This is a genomic window from Nocardioides rotundus, from assembly GCF_019931675.1.
GTDB lineage: Bacteria > Actinomycetota > Actinomycetes > Propionibacteriales > Nocardioidaceae > Nocardioides > Nocardioides rotundus.
This window is the reverse complement of the sequence record NZ_CP082922.1, coordinates 2623852-2645623: the sequence shown is the minus strand read 5'-3', so window position 1 is coordinate 2645623 and position 21772 is coordinate 2623852. Positions and strand designations below refer to the sequence as shown.

6 protein-coding genes are annotated in these 21772 nt (G+C 72.0%); 5 read left to right on the top strand and 1 reads right to left on the bottom strand.

The features are described 5' to 3' along the window. The first annotated feature begins 2 nt into the window (after positions 1-2). The gene (locus K8W59_RS12945) at positions 3-1880 is read left to right on the top strand and encodes a glycoside hydrolase family 3 protein (RefSeq protein ID WP_223394483.1); all 1878 of its coding nucleotides are present in this window, start codon (positions 3-5) and stop codon (positions 1878-1880) included. Positions 1881-1886: 6 nt separating this feature from the next. On the opposite strand, the gene K8W59_RS12940 is transcribed toward K8W59_RS12945, so the two are convergent. Then, on the bottom strand, positions 1887-3083 hold the full coding sequence (locus K8W59_RS12940) for a class I SAM-dependent methyltransferase (RefSeq protein WP_223394481.1): 1197 nt from the start codon (positions 3081-3083) through the stop codon (positions 1887-1889). 233 nt (positions 3084-3316) lie between these two features. Between K8W59_RS12940 and groES the strand changes: the two genes are divergently transcribed. From groES to K8W59_RS20215, 4 genes are all read left to right on the top strand, one after another. Continuing rightward, on the top strand, positions 3317-3610 hold the full coding sequence (groES, locus tag K8W59_RS12935; protein WP_223394479.1) for a co-chaperone GroES: 294 nt from the start codon (positions 3317-3319) through the stop codon (positions 3608-3610). 104 nt (positions 3611-3714) lie between these two features. Continuing rightward, positions 3715-5337 (top strand): chaperonin GroEL, encoded by a 1623-nt coding sequence (gene groL / locus K8W59_RS12930; protein ID WP_223394477.1) that lies wholly within the window; start codon positions 3715-3717, stop codon positions 5335-5337. A gap of 336 nt (positions 5338-5673) precedes the next feature. Continuing rightward, entirely contained in the window at positions 5674-9660 is a 3987-nt protein-coding gene (locus K8W59_RS12925; protein ID WP_223394475.1) for a DUF7507 domain-containing protein, read from the top strand. Then, positions 9558-21737: a DUF11 domain-containing protein gene (locus K8W59_RS20215; protein ID WP_263283315.1), complete on the top strand. Its 12180-nt coding sequence runs from the start codon at positions 9558-9560 to the stop codon at positions 21735-21737. The genes K8W59_RS12925 and K8W59_RS20215 overlap by 103 nt, the downstream gene beginning before the upstream one ends. Positions 21738-21772 lie beyond the last annotated feature (35 nt).

Genomic DNA, 21772 nt, shown 5'->3' with positions numbered 1-21772 from the left:
GGGTGACCCGCATCCGACGAGCCACCGCGGTCCTCGCGGCGCTGGCGTGTACGGCGACCCTCGGGGCCTGCTCGCCCGACCCGGCGGAGCAGGACCGCCCCGGCAGCGCGGCATCGCGCTCCGCGGAGCCCGACCCGCCCGGCCCCGCCGAGCGGATCGGCGTGCGCGCGGGCTGGGGGCCGAGCGAGGCGCAGCTGGACCGGGCGCTGGGGAAGGTCCGGCGGCTCCCGCTGCCGAAGCTGGCCGGCCAGGTCATCGTGGCCGACTACTCCGGCACCCGGGCGCCGGTCGGCCTGGTGCGCTCGCTGCACCTGGGCGGGGTGATCGCCTTCTCCGGCAACGTCGTCTCCACCGACCAGATCCGCTCGGTCAACCGGCGCCTGGCCCGGGAGGTCCGCCGGCCCTGGCCGCTGCTCACCGGCGTGGACCAGGAGGGCGGCATCGTGGAGCGGGTGAAGGGCGAGGCCACCCGCTTCCCGACCTTCATGTCCGCCGGGGCCGCCGGGGACACGCGGGTGACCCGCCGTGCCTACGCCGGCAGCGCGGGCGAGCTGCGCGGGCTGGGCTTCCTGACCGGCTTCGCGCCGGACGCGGACGTGACGATCGGTCCCCGCGACCCGGCGATCGGCTCCCGGTCGGCCGGCTCGGACCCGGCCGTCGTGGGCGAGCAGGTGGTCGCCGCGTCCCGGGGCTTCCTCGACGGCGGCGTGCTGCCCGTCCTCAAGCACTTCCCCGGCCACGGGTCGGTCACCAGCGACAGCCACCTGACCCTGCCGGTCCAGTCCCGGTCGATGAGGCAGATGCGGCGCAGCGACCTCGCCCCGTTCGCCGACGCCGTGGACGCCGGCCTGCCGGCGATCATGGTCGGGCATCTGGCGGTGCCGGCGATCCAGCCGGGGATGCCGACCTCGCTGTCCCGCAAGGCGATCACCGGACTGCTCCGCCGCGACCTCGGCTTCGACGGCCTGGTCTTCACCGACTCCCTGGAGATGCAGGGGGTGACCAACCGGTTCGGCTCCGCCGAGTCGGCGGTGAGGGCCGTCAACGCGGGCGCCGACGTGGTGCTCATGCCACCCGACCCGCGCGCCGCCCGCGCCGGGCTGGTGACGGCGGTCGAGCAGGGCCGGCTGCCCCGGAAGCGGCTCGTGCAGTCCGCGACCCGCATGGTCGCCTGGCTGCTGCACCAGCAGCGGACCGGCCCGCAGCGTGACCGCGCCCCGGGATCGGCCGCGCGGGCCTCGCGCGCGCTCTCCGCCGCCGCGCTCACGATCACGGCGGGCCCCTGCAGAGGCCGGCTGGTGCGGGGCGCCGTGACTCCCCAGGGCGACCCCGTCGCGGTGGCGAACTTCAGCGCGGCCGCCCGGCGCGCCGGCCTGGAGGTGCTGGTCCGGCGCAGCCCGCCGGACGACCTCGCCACGCCGGAGCCGGCGCCGGCGGCGGTGGCGCGTCCCGTGCGGCCCGCGGAGCCGGGACCCAAGGCGACCAAGAAGGAGCGACAGGCCTACACCGCGGCGCTCGCGCAGTGGCGCCGGGACAAGCAGGCCTACGCGGACTACCAGCAACGCCGGGCGGCCTGGCAGGCTCGTGAGGACCGGCGCCGCTCGGCGCTCGCGGCCTGGGAGGCCGACGAGCAGGCGCGACTGGACGCGGGGACCTCGATCGGGTTCAGCGGCTTCGAGTCCGGCACCGTGGACGGCGAGATCGCGGTGGCCACGGACACGCCGTACTCCCTGGGCCGGGTGGGCGCCCCGGTGCGGATCGCCGCCTTCGGCAACACGCCCGGAGCGATGTCGGCCCTGGTGGAGGTGCTGCTGGGTGAGGCGAGGGCTCCCGGCCGGCTGCCGGTCCGGATGCCCGGTCTGCCGCGCCAGGGCTGCTGAGCCGGATCACAGGGGCCGCACGAGCAGCGCGGTGCCCTCGCCGGCGACCCGGGTGAGCACCAGCGTGCCCTCCTCGTCGCCGCGCAGCGCCAGCCGCTTGCGCAGCTGCTCGGGCACCACGTCGACCCCGCGCTTCTTGATCGCCAGGCGCCCGATCCCGCGCTCGCGCAGCGCCGCCCGCAGCTGCTTCTCCCGGTAGGGAAGGCGCTCGAGCACCCGGTAGGAGCGGGCGAAGGGACTCGATGCGGGCGCGTCGGAGGTGACCCAGGCGATGTGCTCGTCCACGAGCCCGCCGTCGGCCAGCGCGGCCACCGCTGTCACCAGCCCGGCCCGGATCACCGCACCGTCCGGCTCGTGCAGGTAGCCGCCGAGCCCCCGCACCGGCCGGTCCCGCCCCTGCCAGGGGTCGTCGGCCTCGGTGAGCGAGACCTGCCCGTCGGCGGTGATGACGGTGGCACGGCGACGCGCGGTGGCGAGGTACGGCGACCACAGCGCCGCCTCCTTCACCTCCCCGCCGAGCGAGACCCACTCCGCCTCGACATCGCCCGGGACCAGGTCGTGCGGGATGCCCGGCGCCACCTTGACCACCCCCGGTCGGCGCAGCAGATGCTCGACGAACGGCCAGGGCGGGGTCCAGGAGTCGGGGTCGAAGGTCCGGCCCCGACCGCCGCGGCGGGCCGGATCGGCGAAGGCGAGCGCGAAGCGGTCCAGGTCGACCTCGGTCGCGTCGGCTCGGTGCACCTCGCCCGCGTGCCCGGCAGCGGCCAGGTTGGCGCGCGCGACGGCGACCCTCACCGGGTCCAGATCGACGCCGCTCACGGCCAGCCCTGCGCCGGCCATCGCGATCAGGTCGCTGCCGATGCCGCAGCCGAGGTCCACCACCCCGCGCGGGTCGTCGGCGAGATCGCTCGCGGCCAGCCGCGCCGCGCGGTGAGCGGCCACCGGGGGAGCGGTCGCCTGCTCCAGGCCGTCGGGGGTGAACCACATCCGGTCCGCGGCCTCGCCGAGCTTCGCCCGGCCCCGCTGGCGCAATGCCGCCTGCGAGAGGGCGGCCGCGCGCTGCTCGGGGGAGGCGGCCGGCGCGAGGCGCCGTACCTCCTCCGCGGCGCGCACCGGATCGCCCTGCTCCTGCGCCCGCGCGGCGGCCGCCAGCAGTGCGGTGCCCTCGTCGGTCAGCAGCCACTGGAAGGTCGCCACGTCCATGGCCGCATCATCGCAAGCCCGCAGCCATGAGCTTCTGGCACTCTCGGACCGTGAGTGCTAACGTCGGTGCTGGCACTCTCACCCCGAGGGTGCCAGCGCCCGTGACCGGCGCACGACCCCCGCGACGGCGTGCATCGGAGCAGCGGTCGCACCGAACGTACCCCGAGGCGCTCGGGCGCCTCACCCGATGAGTCAGCCACGACACACAGCACCGAGAAAGAGGTCGATCAGAAGTGTCGGTCAACATCAAGCCCCTCGAGGACCGCATCGTCGTCAAGCCGCTCGACGCGGAGCAGACCACCGCCTCCGGCCTGGTCATCCCCGACACCGCGAAGGAGAAGCCCCAGGAGGGCGAGGTCCTCGCGATCGGTCCCGGCCGCGTCGACGACGCCGGCAACCGCGTCCCGATCGACGTCACCGTCGGCGACAAGGTCATCTACAGCAAGTACGGCGGCACCGAGGTGAAGTACTCCGGCGAGGAGCTGCTCATCCTCTCGGCCCGCGACGTCCTCGCTGTCGTCTCCTGACGCAGTCCTGACCCGGACGTCATACGACCCGTGGAACCGCTTCCGCACCTCGTATGACGTCCGGGCGCCAGGCTCGTCTCCCCAAATCCTGAGGAGCATCAGATATGCCGAAGATCCTGGAGTTCGACGAGTCCGCCCGTCGCTCCCTCGAGCGCGGAGTCGACGCGCTCGCCAACGCCGTCAAGGTGACGCTGGGGCCCAAGGGCCGCTACGTCGTCCTCGACAAGAAGTGGGGCGCTCCCACCATCACCAACGACGGCGTGACCGTCGCTCGTGAGGTGGAGCTGGACGACCCGTTCGAGAACATGGGCGCCCAGCTGACCAAGGAGGTCGCCACCAAGACCAACGACGTCGCCGGTGACGGCACCACCACCGCGACCGTCCTGGCCCAGGCGATGGTCCACGAGGGCCTGCGCTCCGTGGCCGCCGGCGCCAACCCGATGGCCCTCAAGCGCGGCATGGACGCGGCGGCCGAGGCCGTCGGCGACGCGCTGCGCGAGGGTGCCCGCGAGGTCGAGACCCGCGAGGACATGGCCAGCGTCGCCACCATCTCCAGCCGCGACTCCCACATCGGCGACCTGCTCGCCGAGGCCTTCGACAAGGTCGGCAAGGACGGCGTGATCACGGTCGAGGAGTCCAACACCATGGGCACCGACCTGGAGTTCACCGAGGGGATGCAGTTCGACAAGGGCTACATCTCGGCCTACATGGTCACCGACACCGAGTCGATGGAGGCCGTCCTCGACGACCCCTACATCCTCCTGCACCAGGGCAAGATCTCCTCGATCCAGGAGCTGCTGCCCCTGCTGGAGAAGGTCATCCAGTCCGGCAAGCCGCTGTTCATCCTCGCCGAGGACGTCGACGGCGAGGCGCTCTCCACCCTGGTCGTGAACAAGATCCGCGGCACCTTCACCGCCGTCGCGGTCAAGTCGCCGGCCTTCGGCGACCGCCGCAAGGCGATGATGCAGGACATCGCGACGCTGACCGGCGGCCAGGTCGTGGCCCCCGAGGTCGGGCTCAAGCTCGACCAGGTCGGCCTCGACGTGCTGGGCACCGCCCGCCGCGTGGTCGTCACCAAGGACACCACCACCATCGTCGACGGCGGTGGCGAGGCGTCCGAGGTCGAGGGCCGGGTCAACCAGCTCAAGGCCGAGATCGAGAACACCGACTCCGACTGGGACCGCGAGAAGCTCCAGGAGCGCCTCGCGAAGCTGGCCGGCGGCGTGTGCGTGATCCGGGTCGGCGCGGCCACTGAGGTCGAGCTGAAGGAGAAGAAGCACCGGATCGAGGACGCGGTCTCCGCGACCCGTGCCGCGATCGAGGAGGGCATCGTCGCCGGCGGTGGCTCGGCGCTCATCCACGCCTCCTCCGTGCTCTCCGACGACCTCGGGCTCAAGGGCGACGAGGCGATGGGCGTGCGGATCGTGGCCAAGGCCGTCGACGAGCCGCTGCGCTGGATCGCCGAGAACGGCGGCGACAACGGCTACGTCATCGTCGCCAAGGTCCGCGAGGGCGGCGCCGGCACCGGCTTCAACGCCGCAACCGGCGAGTACGGCGACCTGGTCGCCGAGGGCGTCCTGGACCCGGTCAAGGTGACCCGCTCCGCGCTGGTCAACGCCACCTCGATCGCAGGCATGCTGCTCACGACCGAGACCCTGGTCGTGGACAAGCCCGAGGACGAGGAGGACGCTCCGGCCGCCGGCCACGGCCACGGGCACGGTCACTGACCGAGGAGTGAGCCGGAGTCGCGCCGAGCGCAGCGAGGTGCGGCGTAGGCGAGCCCCGCAGGGTCAGTGACCAGACAGGAACGGTCACTGACCCCCGGCCTACCCGTGGACGGCCCGTCTCCCCCTCGGGGAGGCGGGCCGTTCTTCGTCATTAGCCCTCGTTGGGCGGCGGTAGGCATCGTTGGCCACTTCCGTCACGGGCCCCCCATCCCTTAGCCTGTGCCCTGAGGCTCGGGCACACCTTCGGAGGGTTCCCGGGGTCGACACAGACACCGGAAGGGAACCGGGACGATGATGGGGCATGGGTGGCGCGGGGTCACGCGCGTTGTCCTTGCGATGCTCGTCCTCGTCGGCATGGTCGCCGTGGTGCAGGTGGGCGCCGACGGTCGGGAGTCTCGGGCGGAGGCGGCGCCCGCCGCCCTGGCGCAGGATCCGACCAGCTGCCCGACCCCGATCAGCCTGAAGAACGGCAACTTCGAGAGCCCGACGGTGCCCAACGGAGCGGGTACGAACGTGCTCGAAGGGACTGCAGGACTGGAGTGGCTGACGACCGCCTCCGACAACCTGATCGAGTTCTGGCGGGGCACCGTCACCGCAGCGAACGGCGGCCTGGCGATCTCCGCGCAGAGTGGCAGCCAGTGGGTCGAGCTGAATGCGACCCAGACGTCCTCGCTCTACCAGCAGATCGCGACCACGCCCGGACAGACCATGCGCTGGAGCATCTGGCACCGGGCTCGCAGTCGCAACAGCATCGCGGGTGACGACACCAACACCATGCAGGTGAAGATCGGCAGCACGGTCACGAACGCCGTGGCTCAGGTCCCCGCCGGGCAGACCAGCGCCAACATCAGCACCACCGACGCCCAGTGGGTGCAGTACACCGGCACCTACACCGTGCCGGCGGGGCAGACCAGCACGGCCTTCGTCTTCTCGGCGGTCTCCGGCACCAGCGGGAACGCCACGCTCGGCAACTTCCTGGACAACATCATCTTCGGCAACGCGCCGTGCATCATCACCGACAAGAGCGTCCGGGACGTCAACGGCGGGGTGACCACCGCCGGGGACGTCCTGGAGTACACCGTCCGCGCCACCAACAACGGCGGCGCCGCCTCGATCCTGACCTCGATCACCGACCAGATCCCGGCCAACACCACCTACGTGCCCGGGTCCCTCACCGTCGACGGGACCACGCGCACCGACGCCATCGGCGACGACGTCGGTCAGGTGTCCGGGGGAGTGGTGCGTGCGAATGTCGGATCCGGGGCGACCGCGAGCCAGGGCGGATCGCTCGCGGTCGGACAGACGGCCACCGTCACCTTCCGGGTCCGGGTCAACGACGGAGTGGCCGCGGGCACCCCGATCACCAACACCGCCGAGACCAGGTTCCGCTGGCTGAGCGCCACCGACACCGAGCGCATCTCGACCTCGCAGACGACCACCAACACCGTCGAGCGGGTCGGGCTGACCCTGGACAAGACGCGGGGCACGGTCACCGACGTCAACAACAACGGGCTGCGCGACGCCGGCGACCGGGTGACCTACTCCTTCCTGGTCACCAACACAGGCTCCACCCAGGTGACCGGGGTATCGGTGAGTGACCCGAAGGTCGGGGCCGTCTCCTGTCCGACCACGACCCTGGCGGCGGGCGCGTCCACGACGTGTACGGCGACCTACACCATCACCCAGGCCGACACCGACAACGGCCAGGTGCTCAACACCGCCACGGCGACGGCGAATCCGCCGAACAACAACGCGCCCGTGACCGCGACCGACAGCGACACTCTGACCCTGGACCGGCGCGGTGGCATCACCCTGGACAAGCAGTCCACGCTGAACGACGGGGACGGCGACAACCGGGCCGACGTCGGCGAGCAGATCCAGTACCGCTTCGTGGTCCGCAACACCGGCAACGTCTCGCTGACCTCCGTGGCGATCAACGACCCACGGGTGCAGGCGACCTGTCCGACCGGCCCCCTGGCCCCGGGGGACGAACGGGTGTGCACGGCGACCTACACCGTCACCCAGGCCGATGTGAACAGCGGCTCGGTCGACAACACCGCCACCGCCTCCGGCACCACTCCGACCGGCAACCGGCTCACCTCCGACCCGGACAGCACCACGGTGCCCACCGAGCGCCGCTCCGGCCTGGCCCTGGACAAGACGGCAGCCCTCTCCGACCGAGACGGCGACGGCGCCGCCGACGTGGGCGAGACCATCACCTTCCGCTTCGCGGTCCGCAACACCGGCACCGTGACCGTCGACAACGTCACGATCAACGACCCCAAGCTCCGCGATGCGGGTGTCACGGTGAGCTGCCCGACCGGGCCGCTGGCCCCGGGCGAGACCCGCACGTGCACGGCGACCTACACCGTCACCCAGGACGACATCGACGCCGGATCGGTCAGCAACACGGCCACCGCGAGCGGCACCGCGCCCAGCGGCGTCCCCAACCCGACCTCTGCTCCGGACGACACCGTGACCCCGGTCGACAGCACCTCGGGGATCAGCCTGGACAAGTCCGCTGTCCTGCGCGACGGCAACGCCAACAACGCGGCGGACGTCGGCGAGGTGATCGACTACACCTTCGCGGTGACCAACGACGGCGGCGTGACGCTGACCGACGTACGCATCGACGACCCCAAGGTCGGCCCCGTCACCTGCCCCACCCGGATCGCACCCGGCGCCACCGTCACCTGCCAGGCGAGCTACACCGTCACCCAGGCCGACGTGGACGCCGGCACCATCGTCAACACCGCGACCGCCGTCGCCCGGACCCCGAGCGGTGAGTCCCTGCGCTCGGCGCCCGACACCACCCGCACGCCCACCGACCGCACGGCCGCCCTGACCCTGGACAAGCGGGGCACGCTGGCCGACGGCGACGGCGACGGTCTCGCCGATGTCGGGGAGACGGTGAACTACTCCTTCATCGTGGAGAACACCGGCACCACGACGCTCACCGGGCTCTCGGTGACCGACCCCAAGGTCACCGGGGTCAGCTGCCCGACGACCACGCTCGCTCCGGGCGCCACGACGACGTGTACGGCGACCTACACCGTCACCCAGGGCGACCTGGACGCCGGCGGCGTCGCCAACACCGCCCGGGCCACGGCGACGCCACCCACCGGGGTCGACCCGCCCGCCGCCACCGACTCCCACCTGATCCCGGCCGACGTGGAGACCGCGCTGGCGCTGGTCAAGGACGGCACCCCCGCCGATGAGAACGGCGACGGCCGGGTGCAGGCCGGCGAGACGATCGACTACACCTTCACCGTCACCAACGAGGGGACGCAGACCGTCAGCGGGCTGCGGGTCCAGGACCCGAAGATGTCGGTCACCTGCCCCACCACGACGCTGGCTCCGAACGCCTCGGTGACCTGCACCGGCAGCTACACCGTCACCCAGACCGACGTCGACAACGGCGCGGTGGTCAACAACGCCGTCGCCACCGGCACCACGCCCGGGGGTGCCAGCGCGGTCTCCAACGAGTCGACCCACCGGGAGCCGACCAGCACCCGTGCCGCACTGGCGATGACCAAGACCTCCCAGCTCGCCGACCTCAACGGCAACGGCGGAGCGGACGTCGGCGAGACGATCAGCTACGAGTTCAGAGTGCGCAACGTCGGCGACGTGACGCTGCGGGTGCTGCGGGTCGACGACCCGATGCTGGCCGCCGCCGGGATCGAGGCGACCTGCACCGGCGAGCCGATCGAGCCGGGCCAGACGACCACCTGCTCGGCGACGTACACCGTCACCCAGGCCGACGTCGACCGCGGCACCATCACCAACACCGCGACCGCGGTGGCCAACGACCCCGAGGGCAACCCGGTGCGCTCGAACGAGTCCAGCACCTCGATCGACGCCGAGCAGACGCCCGCCTTCACCCTGGACAAGCAGGCCGACCTCAACGACGGAGACAGTGACGCGCTGGCGGATGCGGGCGAGACGATCGACTACTCCTTCGTCGTGACCAACACCGGCACCACGACGCTGACCAACGTCACCGTCACCGACCCCAAGCTCGGGGCGGTCGACTGCCCGACCGGGACGCTGGCCCCCGGCGCCTCGATCACGTGTACGGCGACCTACACCGTCACCCAGGGCGACGTGGACTCCGGGAGCGTGGACAACCGGCGACCGCGACGGCGAGCTCGGGCGGCACCACCCTGCCGGAGCAGGTGGACACCACCAGCACGCCCACCGACACCGCGGCCTCGGCGACCCTGGACAAGCGGGCGGCACTCGACGACACCGACAACGACGGCCTCGCCGACGTCGGCGAGACCATCGACTACTCCTTCGTCGTCACCAACACCGGGAACGTGACGCTGTCCGGCGTGGACGTCTCCGACCCGAAGGTCGGCCCGGTCACCTGCCCGACCGGGCCGGTGGCGCCGGGGGAGTCGGTGACCTGCACGGCGACCTACACCGTCACCCAGGGCGACGTGGACTCCGGCAGCGTGGACAACTCCGCGACCGCGACCGCGAGCACGCCCGACGACGACGAGGTGACCATCCCCGGGGACAGCACCGAGACGCCCGCCGACACGAGCGCCTCGATCGGGCTGGACAAGACCGGCAGCCTGGTGGACGGCGACGGGGACGGGCTGGCCGACGTCGGGGAGCGGGTGAACTACAGCTTCCGCGTGACCAACACCGGTGGGGTCACCCTGTCGGCCGTGCGGGTCCGCGACCCGAAGGTCGGCACGGTCACCTGCCCCTCCGGGCCGCTCGCCCCCGGTGAGTCGGTCACCTGCACGGCGACCTACACCGTGAGCCAGGCCGATGTGAACTCCGGGAGCGTGGACAACACCGCCATCGCGGCCGCCGACACGCCCTCGGCCACCTCCGTGCAGTCCGACCCGGACTCGCACGCGATCGAGGCCGACGACGCCGCGTCGATCGCGCTGCAGAAGACCGGCGTGCTGGCCGACGGGGACAACGACGGCCTGGCCGACGCCGGTGAGACGATCACCTACTCCTTCCGGGTGACCAACACCGGCAACGTGTCCCTGTCCGAGGTGAGCGTGACCGACCCGAAGGTCGGCCCGGTCACCTGCCCGACCGGCGCCCCCGGACCCGGCGACTCCGTCACCTGCACCGCCACCTACACCGTCACCCAGGACGACGTCGACGCGGGCTCGCTGACCAACGTCGCGACCGCCGAGGCGGTTCGCGCCGGTGGCGGATCGGTCCCGCCGGCCACCGATGACAACGTGCAGGCCGTCGACCAGACCAGCGGCCTCTCCCTGGTCAAGCGCGGCGCGGTGGTCGACGCCGACGGCGACCAGCTGGCCGACGTCGGCGAGGAGATCCGCTACACCTTCACGATCACCAACACCGGCGCGGTGACGGTGAGCAACCTCGCCGTGAGCGACCCCAAGGTCGGGGCGGTCACCTGCCCGACCGGCCCGCTGGCGCCGGGCGCGGCCGTGGAGTGCACCGCGTCCTACACGGTCACGCAGGCCGACGTGGACGCGGGCTCGGTGGACAACGTCGCGACCGCTGCCGGCACGTCGCCGGCTGGGCCGGTCCAGTCCCCGCCGGACGACGACACCCAGCCCACCGACAGCCGCAGCGCGCTGAGCCTCAGCAAGTCCGCGAGCCTGGTCGACGGGGACGGCGACGGCCTCGGAGACGTCGGCGAGACGGTGAACTACACCTTCCGCCTCACCAACAACGGCACCACCACGCTGAGCGCGCCGCGGATCGCCGATCCGCTCGTCGGTGCGGTCACCTGCCCGACCGGCCCGATCGAGCCCGGGGCCACCATCGAGTGCACCGGCTCCCGGGTGCTCACCCAGGACGACGTGGACTCCGGCCTGGTCCGCAACGAGGCCCGCGCGACGGCCAGCGACCCCGACGGCGACCCGATCCCCAGCAACGTCTCCGACGCCGAGGTCGCCACCGACACCGGCACCGGCCTGGCCGTGGTCAAGGAGGGCTACCTCAACGACACCGACGGCGACGGGCTCGCCGACGTCGACGAGACGATCCGCTACGAGTTCCGGGTCACCAACACCGGCAACGTGACCCTGACCGGCGTCGGTGTCGACGACCCGAAGGTCCCGGGGGTCAGCTGTCCCGACACCACCCTGTCCCCGGGCGAGGCGGTCACCTGCGTCGCGACGTACACCGTCACCCAGGCCGACGTGAACGGCGGCTCCGTCGAGAACACCGCGACCGCCACCGACACCACCCCCGGCGGGCAGGAGACCGAGAGCCAGCCCTCGACCGAGACGCTGCCGGCCGACACCACCTCCGCGCTGTCGATCGAGAAGACCGGGTCGCTGGTCGACGGCGACGGCGACGCGCTGGCCGACGTGGGCGAGACGGTGGACTACACCTTCACCGTCACCAACACCGGCAACGTCACCGTCACCGACCCGCAGGTCAACGACCCGAAGGTCGGCTCGGTCGCATGTCCGTCCGGCGCCCTCGCGCCCGGCGCGAGCGTCACCTGCACGGGCAGCTACACCGTGACCCAGGCCGACGTGGACTCCGGCTCGGTGGACAACACGGCGACCGCGAGCGGCCAGCCGCCCTCCGGTCCGCGCACCGAGTCCGGCCCCGACACCGCCAGCATCGACGCGGACTCCGTCGCCCGACTCGCGATCGACAAGACCGCCGCGCTCCGCGACGCCGACAACGACCAGCGCGCCGACGTGGGCGAGACGATCGACTACACCTTCACCGTCACCAACACCGGTACGACGACCCTGAGCGGCGTCAGCGTCGACGACTCCAAGATCGGCACGGTCGCCTGCCCCACCGACGACGTCCGCCCCGGCGCGAGCGTCACCTGCACCGGCAGCTACACCGTGACGCAGACCGACGTGGACGCCGGCTCGGTGACGAACGTCGCGACCGCCTCCGCGCAGGACCCGCAGGGCGGCGGGGTCACCTCCGCACCCGACGACGCGGTCGTGGACGTCGACGACACCGGGGCGATCACCCTGGAGAAGACCGCCGCGCTCGGCGACGTGGACGGCGACGAGCTGGCCGACCCCGGCGAGACGATCACCTACTCCTTCCAGATCACCAACTCGGGCAACACCACCGTCCGCGACGTCCGCGTCGACGACCCCAAGGTCGGCACCGTCGACTGCCCGACCGGTCCGGTCGCCCCCGGCACGTCCACGACGTGCACCGCGACCTACACCGTGACCCAGGCCAACGTCGACTCCGGCACGGTCCGCAACGCGGCGACGGCCACCGCGGACTCGCCCACCGGCGAGGTCACCGCGCCCGAGGACACCGCGACGGTGCCGGCCGACACCACGCCGGCCCTGCAACTGGACAAGGACGCGACGCTCGCGGACGGCGACGGCGACGGGCTCGCCGACGTCGGGGAGCGGATCGACTACTCCTTCACGGTGACCAACACCGGCAACGTCACGGTCGACGGCGTGACCCTGGACGACCCCAAGATCGGCGCCGTGGCCTGCGAGCCCGGGGCGCTGGCTCCGCTGGAGTCGATGACCTGCACGGCGAGCTACACCGTCACCCAGGCCGACGTGGACAACGGCTCGGTGAACAACGTCGCCACCGCGAGCGCCACCACCCCCTCCGGTGGCACCGTCACCTCCCCGGAGGACGACGCGCGCGTGCCGGCCGACACCGAGGCCGCCCTCCGCATGGTCAAGGACGCGTTCCTGCGCGACGGCGACAACGACAGCCTCGCCGACGCCGGCGAGACCATCGACTACGTCTTCACCGTCACCAACACCGGCAACGTCAGCATCACCGACGTCAGCATCGCCGACCCGAAGGTCGGCCCGGTGCAGTGCCCGACCGGCCCGGTCCGTCCTGGCCAGTCGGTCGAGTGCACGGTGACCTACACCGTCACCCAGGGCGATGTGAACGCCGGGCGGATCGACAACGTCGCCACCGCCAGCGGTGCCACGCCCTCAGGCGGCTCGGTGACCTCGCCGCAGGACGACGCCACGGTCCCGGCGGACCAGCGCTCCACGCTGGCGCTGACCAAGACCGGCTCGCTGGTCGACCGGGACGGCGACGGGCTGGCCGACGCCGGGGAGCGGATCGACTACACGTTCACGGTGACCAACACCGGTACGACGACCCTCACCGACGTCTCGGTGCGCGACTCCAAGATCGCCTCGGTCAGCTGCCCCACGGGACCGCTGGCGCCCGGCGCGTCCGTCGACTGCACGGCGAGCTACACCGTCACCCAGTCCGACGTGGACGCCGGCGTGGTGCGCAACGAGGCGGTAGCGGGGGCCACGGACCCGGCGGGCAACCCGGTCCCGAGCCCGGTGACCGACGAGGAGATCGCCGCCGACGGCGCGGCCGCGCTCGCCCTGGTGAAGTCCGGCACGCTCGGCGCCGGGGACGCGGACGGCGACGGCCTGGCCGACGTCGGGGACACCGTGGACTACACGTTCACGGTGACCAACACCGGCAACGTCACGGTCAACGGCGTCAGCATCGCCGACCCGAAGGTCGGCGCCGTGAGCTGTCCGACCGGCCCGGTGGCCCCCGGAGCCTCGGTGGAGTGCACCGCGACCTACACCGTCACCCAGTCCGACGTGGACGCGGGCCAGCTGCGCAACACCGCGACGGCCACCGCGACCCGCCCCGACGACACCACCGTCACCTCCCCGACCTCGACCGACACCCTCACCGTCGACACCACCGCCGCCCTGTCGATCGTGAAGGAGGCCGCGCTCGCCGACCGGGACGGCGACGAGCTGGCCGATGCCGGCGAGACCGTCGACTACACCTTCACCGTGACCAACACCGGGAACGTGACGATGATGGGGGTCGGCGTCGCCGACGACAAGGTCGACGTCAGCTGCCCCACCGGTGCGGTCGCACCCGGTGAGTCGGTGGAGTGCACGGCGACCTACACCGTCACCCAGGCCGACGTGGACGCCGGCTCGGTGGACAACGTCGCCAGCGCGAGCGGCACCACCCCCTCGGGAGGCGGCGTCACCTCCGGCCCCGACGACGCCAGCGTGCCCGCCGACGCGGAGACCGGCCTGACCGTCGCCAAGGACGCTGCCCTCAACGACGAGGACGGGGACGCCCTGGCCGACGTGGGCGAGACGGTGGACTACACCTTCCTGGTCACCAACACCGGGAACGCCACCCTCACCCGGATCCGGATCGACGACCCCAAGCTCGGATCGGTGAGCTGCCCCGCGGGTCCGCTGGGCCCGGGCGCGACCGTGACCTGTACCGCGACGTATTCCGTCACCCAGGCCGACGTGGACGCCGGCTCGGTGGACAACGTGGCGACGGCGAGCGGTCTCTCGCCCTCCGGTGAGGAGGTCACCTCGCCCCAGGACGACGCCACGGTGCCCGCGGACACGGCCGCCGAGCTCCGGATCGAGAAGGCCGGGACGCTGACCGACCAGGACGGCGACGGACTCGCCGACGCGGGCGAGACCGTGCGCTACACCTTCACCGTGACCAACACCGGCAACGTCACCGTCAGCGGCGTCGCGGTGCAGGACCCGAAGGTCGGCGCGGTCGAGTGCCCCTCCGGCGCGGTGCGTCCCGGTGACTCGGTGGAGTGCACGGCGTCCTACACCGTGACCCAGGGCGACATCGACGCCGGCTCGGTGAGCAACACCGCCACCGCGACGGGCACGACCCCCGACGACACCGAGGTCACCTCGCCCGGCGACGACTCGGTGCTGCCCGTGGACGGACGAGCCGGGCTCGCGCTGGCCAAGGACGCGGCGCTGGTGGACGCCGACGGCGACGACCTCGCCGACGCCGGGGAGCGGATCGACTACACCTTCACCGTGACCAACACCGGCACGCTCACGGTGAACGGCGTGAGCATCGACGACCCGAAGGTCGGCGAGGTCACCTGCCCGGCGGGTCCGCTGGCGCCGGGCGCGTCGGTGGAGTGCACGGCGACCTACACCGTGACCCAGGCCGACGTCGACGCCGGATCGGTGGAGAACACCGCCACCGCCTCGGGTACGAGCTCCCAGGGTGTCGTGACCTCGGCGCCCGACGACGCCACGGTCCCCGCCGACGGAACCTCCGGCCTGACCATGGTCAAGGACGCGTCGCTCAACGACCGGGACGGCGACGAGCGCGCCGACGTGGGCGAGACGATCGACTACACCTTCACCGTCACCAACGCCGGGAACGTGACCCTCTCCGGGATCGAGGTCGACGACCCGAAGGTCGGCGCGGTCACCTGCCCGACCGGGCCCCTCGCGCCGGGGGAGTCGAAGACCTGCGCGGCGTCGTACGTCGTGACTCAGGCCGATGTGGACTCCGGGTCGGTGGACAACACCGCCACGGCGACCGGCAGCGCCCCCGGCGGCGAGACCGTGACCTCCCCCGAGGACGACGCCACGGTGCCGGCTGACACCGCGTCGAGCCTGCAGATCGTCAAGGACGCCGCGCTGGCCGACGGCGACGGGGATCAGCTGGCCGACGTGGGTGAGCGGGTCGACTACACCTTCACCGTCACCAACACCGGCAACGTCACGGTCACCAGCGTCCGGGTCAACGACGCCAAGATCGACACCGTCGACTGCCCCACGGGTCCGCTGGCGCCGGGTGACTCGGTGACCTGCACGGCGTCCTACACCGTCACCCAGGCCGACGTGAACGCCGGCGCGGTGGAGAACACCGCGACCGCCGGGGCGACCACCCCCGCGGGGGAGCCGGTGACCTCGCCGTCCGATGACGCCACCGTTCCCGCCGACGCGACCGCGGCGCTCGGCCTGGTGAAGAACGGCTCGCTCAACGACCGAGACGGCGACGACCTGGCCGATGCCGGGGAGACGATCGACTACACGTTCACCGTCACCAACAGCGGCAACGTGACGATCTACGACGTCGCGGTGGACGACCCGAAGCTCGGCTCGGTGACCTGCCCCGCCGGCGCTCTGGCGCCGGGCGCGTCGGTGGAGTGCACGGCGAGCTACACGGTGACCCAGGCCGATGTGGACGCCGGTGTGGTGCGCAACGAGGCGACCGCGACGGGGTCGACGCCCTCGGGTGGCTCGATCGAGAGCCCGCTGGCCGATGAGGAGCTGCCGGCTGATGCTGCGTCTGGTCTGACGCTGGTGAAGTCCGGTGCGCTCAACGATCGCGACGGCGACGATCTGGCCGATGTCGGGGAGACGGTGGACTACACCTTCACGGTGACCAACACCGGCAACGTGACGGTCACGGGTGTGAGCGTCGACGACCCCAAGGTCGGCGCGGTCACCTGCCCGACCGGGCCGGTGGCGCCGGGGGCGTCGGTGGAGTGCACCGCGAGCTACACGGTGACTCAGGCCGATGTGGACGCAGGGACGGTGGACAACACCGCGACGGCGACCGCGAACTGGCCGGATGGCGAGGAGGTCGAGACCGGTCCGTCGACCGAGACGCTGCCGGCCGACACCGCGTCCTCCCTGCTGGTGGAGAAGACCGGCACCCTGGCCGACGAGGACGGCGACGAGCGCGCCGACGTGGGCGAGACGGTGAACTACGAGTTCGTCGTCACCAACACCGGCAACCAGACGGTCTCGCAGGTCGCGATCCGCGACCCGAAGGTCGGCGAGGTCGAGTGCCCCACGGGTGCGCTCGCTCCCGGTGAGTTGAAGACCTGCACCGCGTCCTACGTCGTGACCCAGGCCGATGTGGACTCCGGCTCGGTGGACAACACCGCCACGGCGACCGGCACCACTCCCGGCGGTGAGGAGGTCACCTCCGGTCCGGACGACAGCAGCGTGCCCGCGGACACCGCGTCGAGCCTGGCGGTCGTCAAGGACGCCGCGCTGGTCGACGGGGACAGCGACCAGCTGGCCGACGTGGGCGAGCGGGTGAACTACACGTTCACGGTGACCAACACCGGCAACGTGACCATCTCTCAGGTCGCGATCGACGACCCGAAGATCACGGGGGTGGAGTGCCCGACCGGTCCGCTGGCTCCGGGTGCGTCGGTGGAGTGCACGGCGTCGTACGTCGTGACCCAGGCCGATGTGGACTCCGGGTCGGTGGACAACAGCGCCACCGCGACCGGTAGCACGCCCTCCGGTGAGGACGTCACCTCGCCGTCCGACGACGCCACCGTTCCCGCCGACACCACCCCGGCGCTCGGCCTGGTCAAGTCCGGTGCGCTCAACGACCGAGACGGCGACGACCTGGCCGATGCCGGGGAGACGATCGACTACACGTTCACCGTGACCAACACCGGCAACGTGACGGTGTCCGGGGTGAGCATCGACGACCCGAAGGTGGGCGCCGTGGAGTGCCCGGCGGGTGCTCTGGCTCCGGGTGCGTCGGTGGAGTGCACGGCGTCCTACACCGTGACCCAGGGCGACGTGGACGCCGGTGTCGTGCGCAACGAGGCGACCGCGACCGGGTCGACGCCCTCGGGTGGCTCGGTGGAGAGCCCGCTGGCGGATGAGGAGCTCCCGGCGGACGCTGCCTCCGGTCTGACGCTGGTGAAGTCCGGTGCGCTCAACGATCGCGACGGCGACGATCTGGCCGATGTCGGGGAGACGGTGGACTACACGTTCACGGTGACCAACACCGGCAACGTGACGATGACCTCGGTCGCCGTCGACGACCCGAAGGTGGGTGCCGTGGAGTGCCCGGCGGGTCCGGTGGCTCCGGGGGCGTCGGTGGAGTGCACCGCGACCTACACCGTCACTCAGGCCGATGTGGACGCAGGGACGGTGGAGAACACCGCCACGGCGACCGCGAACCGCCCGGACGGCCAGGAGGTCGAGACCGGTCCCTCGACTGAGACCCTGCCCACCGACACCGCCTCGGCGCTGAGGATCGAGAAGACCGGTGCGCTGAACGATCAGGACGGGGACGACCTGGCCGACGTCGGCGAGACGATCGACTACACATTCACGGTGACCAACACCGGCAACGTCACGCTGACCGGCATCGCTGTCGACGACCCGAAGGTCGGCGCGGTCACCTGCCCGACCGGCCCGGTCACGCCCGGTGCGTCGGTGGAGTGCACCGCGACCTACACCGTGACGCAGGACGACATCGACGCCGGCTCGGTGACCAACGTCGCGACCGCCACCGGCACCACGCCGGGTGGCGGGGACGTGACCTCGCCCGGTGACGACTCGACCCTGCCTGTCGACGATCGGGGAGCGCTTCGACTGGCCAAGGACGCCGTACTGGCCGACGAGGACAGCGACAACCTCGCCGACGTCGGGGAGACGGTGAACTACACCTTCACCGTCACCAACACCGGCGCGACGACCCTGACCGGCGTCTCCATCGATGACCCCAAGGTCGGCGACGTGACCTGCCCGACGGGTGCTCTGGCACCGGGCGCGTCGGTGGAGTGCACGGCGAGCTACACCGTGACCCAGGCCGACGTGGACTCCGGGTCGGTAGAGAACACCGCGACCGCGGGGGCGACCGCGCCCTCGGGCGGGTCGGTGACCTCGGAGCCCGACGACGCCTCGGTCCCCGCCGACACCGCTGCGGGCCTGGTGCTGGTCAAGACCGGCGCGCTCAACGACGCCGATGGCGACGACCTGACTGATGCCGGTGAGACCGTGGACTACACGTTCACGGTGACCAACACCGGCAACGTGACGGTGTCCGGCGTGAGCGTGGACGACCCGAAGGTCGGCGACGTGACCTGCCCGGCTGGTGCTCTGGCGCCGGGCGCGTCGGTGGAGTGCACGGCGTCCTACACCGTCACCCAGGCCGATGTGGACGCCGGCGTGGTGCGCAACGAGGCAACGGCGACCGGGTCGACGCCGTCGGGTGGCTCGATCGAGAGCCCGCTGGCGGACGAGGAGCTCCCGGCGGATGCTGCGTCTGGTCTGACGCTGGTGAAGTCCGGTGCGCTCAACGATCGCGACGGTGACGATCTGGCCGATGTCGGGGAGACGGTGGACTACACGTTCACGGTGACCAACACCGGCAACGTCACCCTCTCCGGTGTGAGTGTCGAGGACCCGAAGGTCGGTCAGGTCACCTGCCCCGTTCTCCCGCTGCTTCCGGGCGGCTCGGTGGAGTGCACGGCGTCCTACACCGTGACGCAGGCGGACGTGGACTCCGGCACCGTGGAGAACACCGCGACGGCGACCGCGAACCGGCCGGATGGCGAGGAGGTCGAGACCGGTCCGTCGACCGAGACGCTGCCGGCCGACACCGCGTCCTCCCTGCTGGTGGAGAAGACCGGCACCCTGGCCGACGAGGACGGCGACGAGCGCGCCGACGTGGGCGAGACGATCCGCTACGAGTTCGTCGTCACCAACACCGGCAACCAGACGGTCTCGCAGGTCGCGATCGACGACCCGAAGATCGACGGCGTGACCTGCCCGACCCAGCCTCTGGCACCGGGGGAGTCCGCGACCTGCACCGCGTCGTACGTCGTGACCCAGGCCGATGTGGACGCAGGGTCGGTGGACAACACCGCGACCGCGACCGGCACCACTCCCGGCGGTGAGGAGGTCACCTCCGGTCCGGACGACAGCAGCGTGCCCGCGGACACCGCGTCCAGCCTGGCGGTCGTCAAGGACGCCGCGCTGGTCGACGGGGACGGCGACCAGCTGGCCGACGTGGGCGAGCGGGTGAACTACACGTTCACGGTCACCAACACCGGCAACGTGACCATCTCCCAGGTCGCGATCCGCGACCCGAAGGTCGGCGCGGTCGACTGCCCGACCGGTCCGCTGGCTCCGGGTGCGTCGGTGGAGTGCACGGCGTCGTACGTCGTGACCCAGGCCGATGTGGACTCCGGGTCGGTGGACAACACCGCCACCGCGACCGGCGACACGCCCTCCGGTGAGGACGTCACCTCGCCGTCCGACGACGCGACCGTGCCGGCCGACACCACTCCGGCGCTCGGCCTGGTCAAGTCCGGTGCGCTCAACGACGCCGATGGCGACGACCTGGCGGACGTCGGGGAGACGATCGACTACACGTTCACCGTGACCAACACCGGCAATGTCACCCTCACCGACGTGAGCGTGGACGACCCGAAGGTCGGCGAGGTCGACTGCCCGACCGGACCGGTCGCGCCCGGGGCGTCGGTGAAGTGCACGGCGTCGTACACGGTCACCCAGGCCGACGTGGACGCCGGACTGGTGCGCAACGAGGCGACCGCGACCGGGTCGACGCCCTCGGGTGGCTCGGTCGAGAGTCCGCTGGCCGACGAGGAGATCGCCGCCGACGCGGCCTCCGGCCTGACCATGGTGAAGACCGGTGTGCTCAACAGTGAGGACGGCGACGACGGCGCGGATGCCGGGGAGACGATCACGTATACGTTCACGGTGACGAACACCGGCAACGTGACCGTCACCGGCGTCAGTGTGGACGACCCGAAGGTCGGCGCCGTCGACTGCCCGGCCGGAGCGTTGGCTCCCGGCGACAGCGTGGAGTGCACGGCGTCGTACGTCGTGACCCAGGCGGACGTGGACGCAGGGACGGTGGAGAACACCGCGACCGCGACCGCGAACCGCCCGGACGGGGAGGCGGTCGAGACCGGTCCGTCGACCGAGACCCTGCCCACCGACCCCGCCTCGGCGCTGATGATCGAGAAGACCGGCGTCCTCAGTGACGGTGGTGACGACGAGCTCGCCGACGTGGGCGAGACGATCGACTACACGTTCAAGGTGACCAACACCGGCAACGTGACGGTGACCGGCATCGCTGTCTCTGACCCGAAGGTCGGCACGGTCACCTGCCCGAGCGACCCGGTGGCTCCGGGTGCGTCGGTGGAGTGCACCGCCACCTACACCGTGACGCAGGGCGACATCGACGCCGGCGCGGTCACCAACACCGCCAAGGCCACCGGCACCGCCCCCGGAGGGAACCCGGTCGAGTCGGAGCCCGATGACAACACGCTTCCCGCCGATGCCCGGGCCGACGCCACCCTGGAGAAGGACGGCGCGCTGCGGGACCGCGACGGCGACGGACGGGCCGACGTCGGCGAGATCATCGACTACACCTTCGTGGTGACCAACACCGGCACGGTGACGCTGGGCGACATCGAGGTGCGCGACCCGAAGGTGGGCCAGGTGGACTGCCCCGCGACGACGCTGGCGCCGGGTGAGTCGATGACCTGTACGGCGCCGCCGTACACCGTCACCGCCCAGGATGCGGCGGACGGCAGCGTCCGCAACCGGGCCGAGCTGATCACCACTCCTCCGGTGGGCGACCCCTGCGAGCCGGGTGAGAACGGCTGCGACGTCGTGATCACCGACATCAACATCCTGCCCGCCGAGGGCGAGGACGACCCGACCACGCCGCCGCCGGGCGACCCGGGCACGCCGGACCAGCCCGGCGACCGGCCCGCGGGCGGGGGTGACGACGGCGACTGGAACCCGCTGCCGAACACCGGCGGTCCGGCGCTGTGGGTCGCCCTCCTCGGGCTGGCGCTGCTCGCGGGCGGCGGCTTCCTGGTGCGGCGGCGTCGCGGAGAGGACACGTGACGCCCGGCACGGCGTGTCGACGTACCACCACCGAA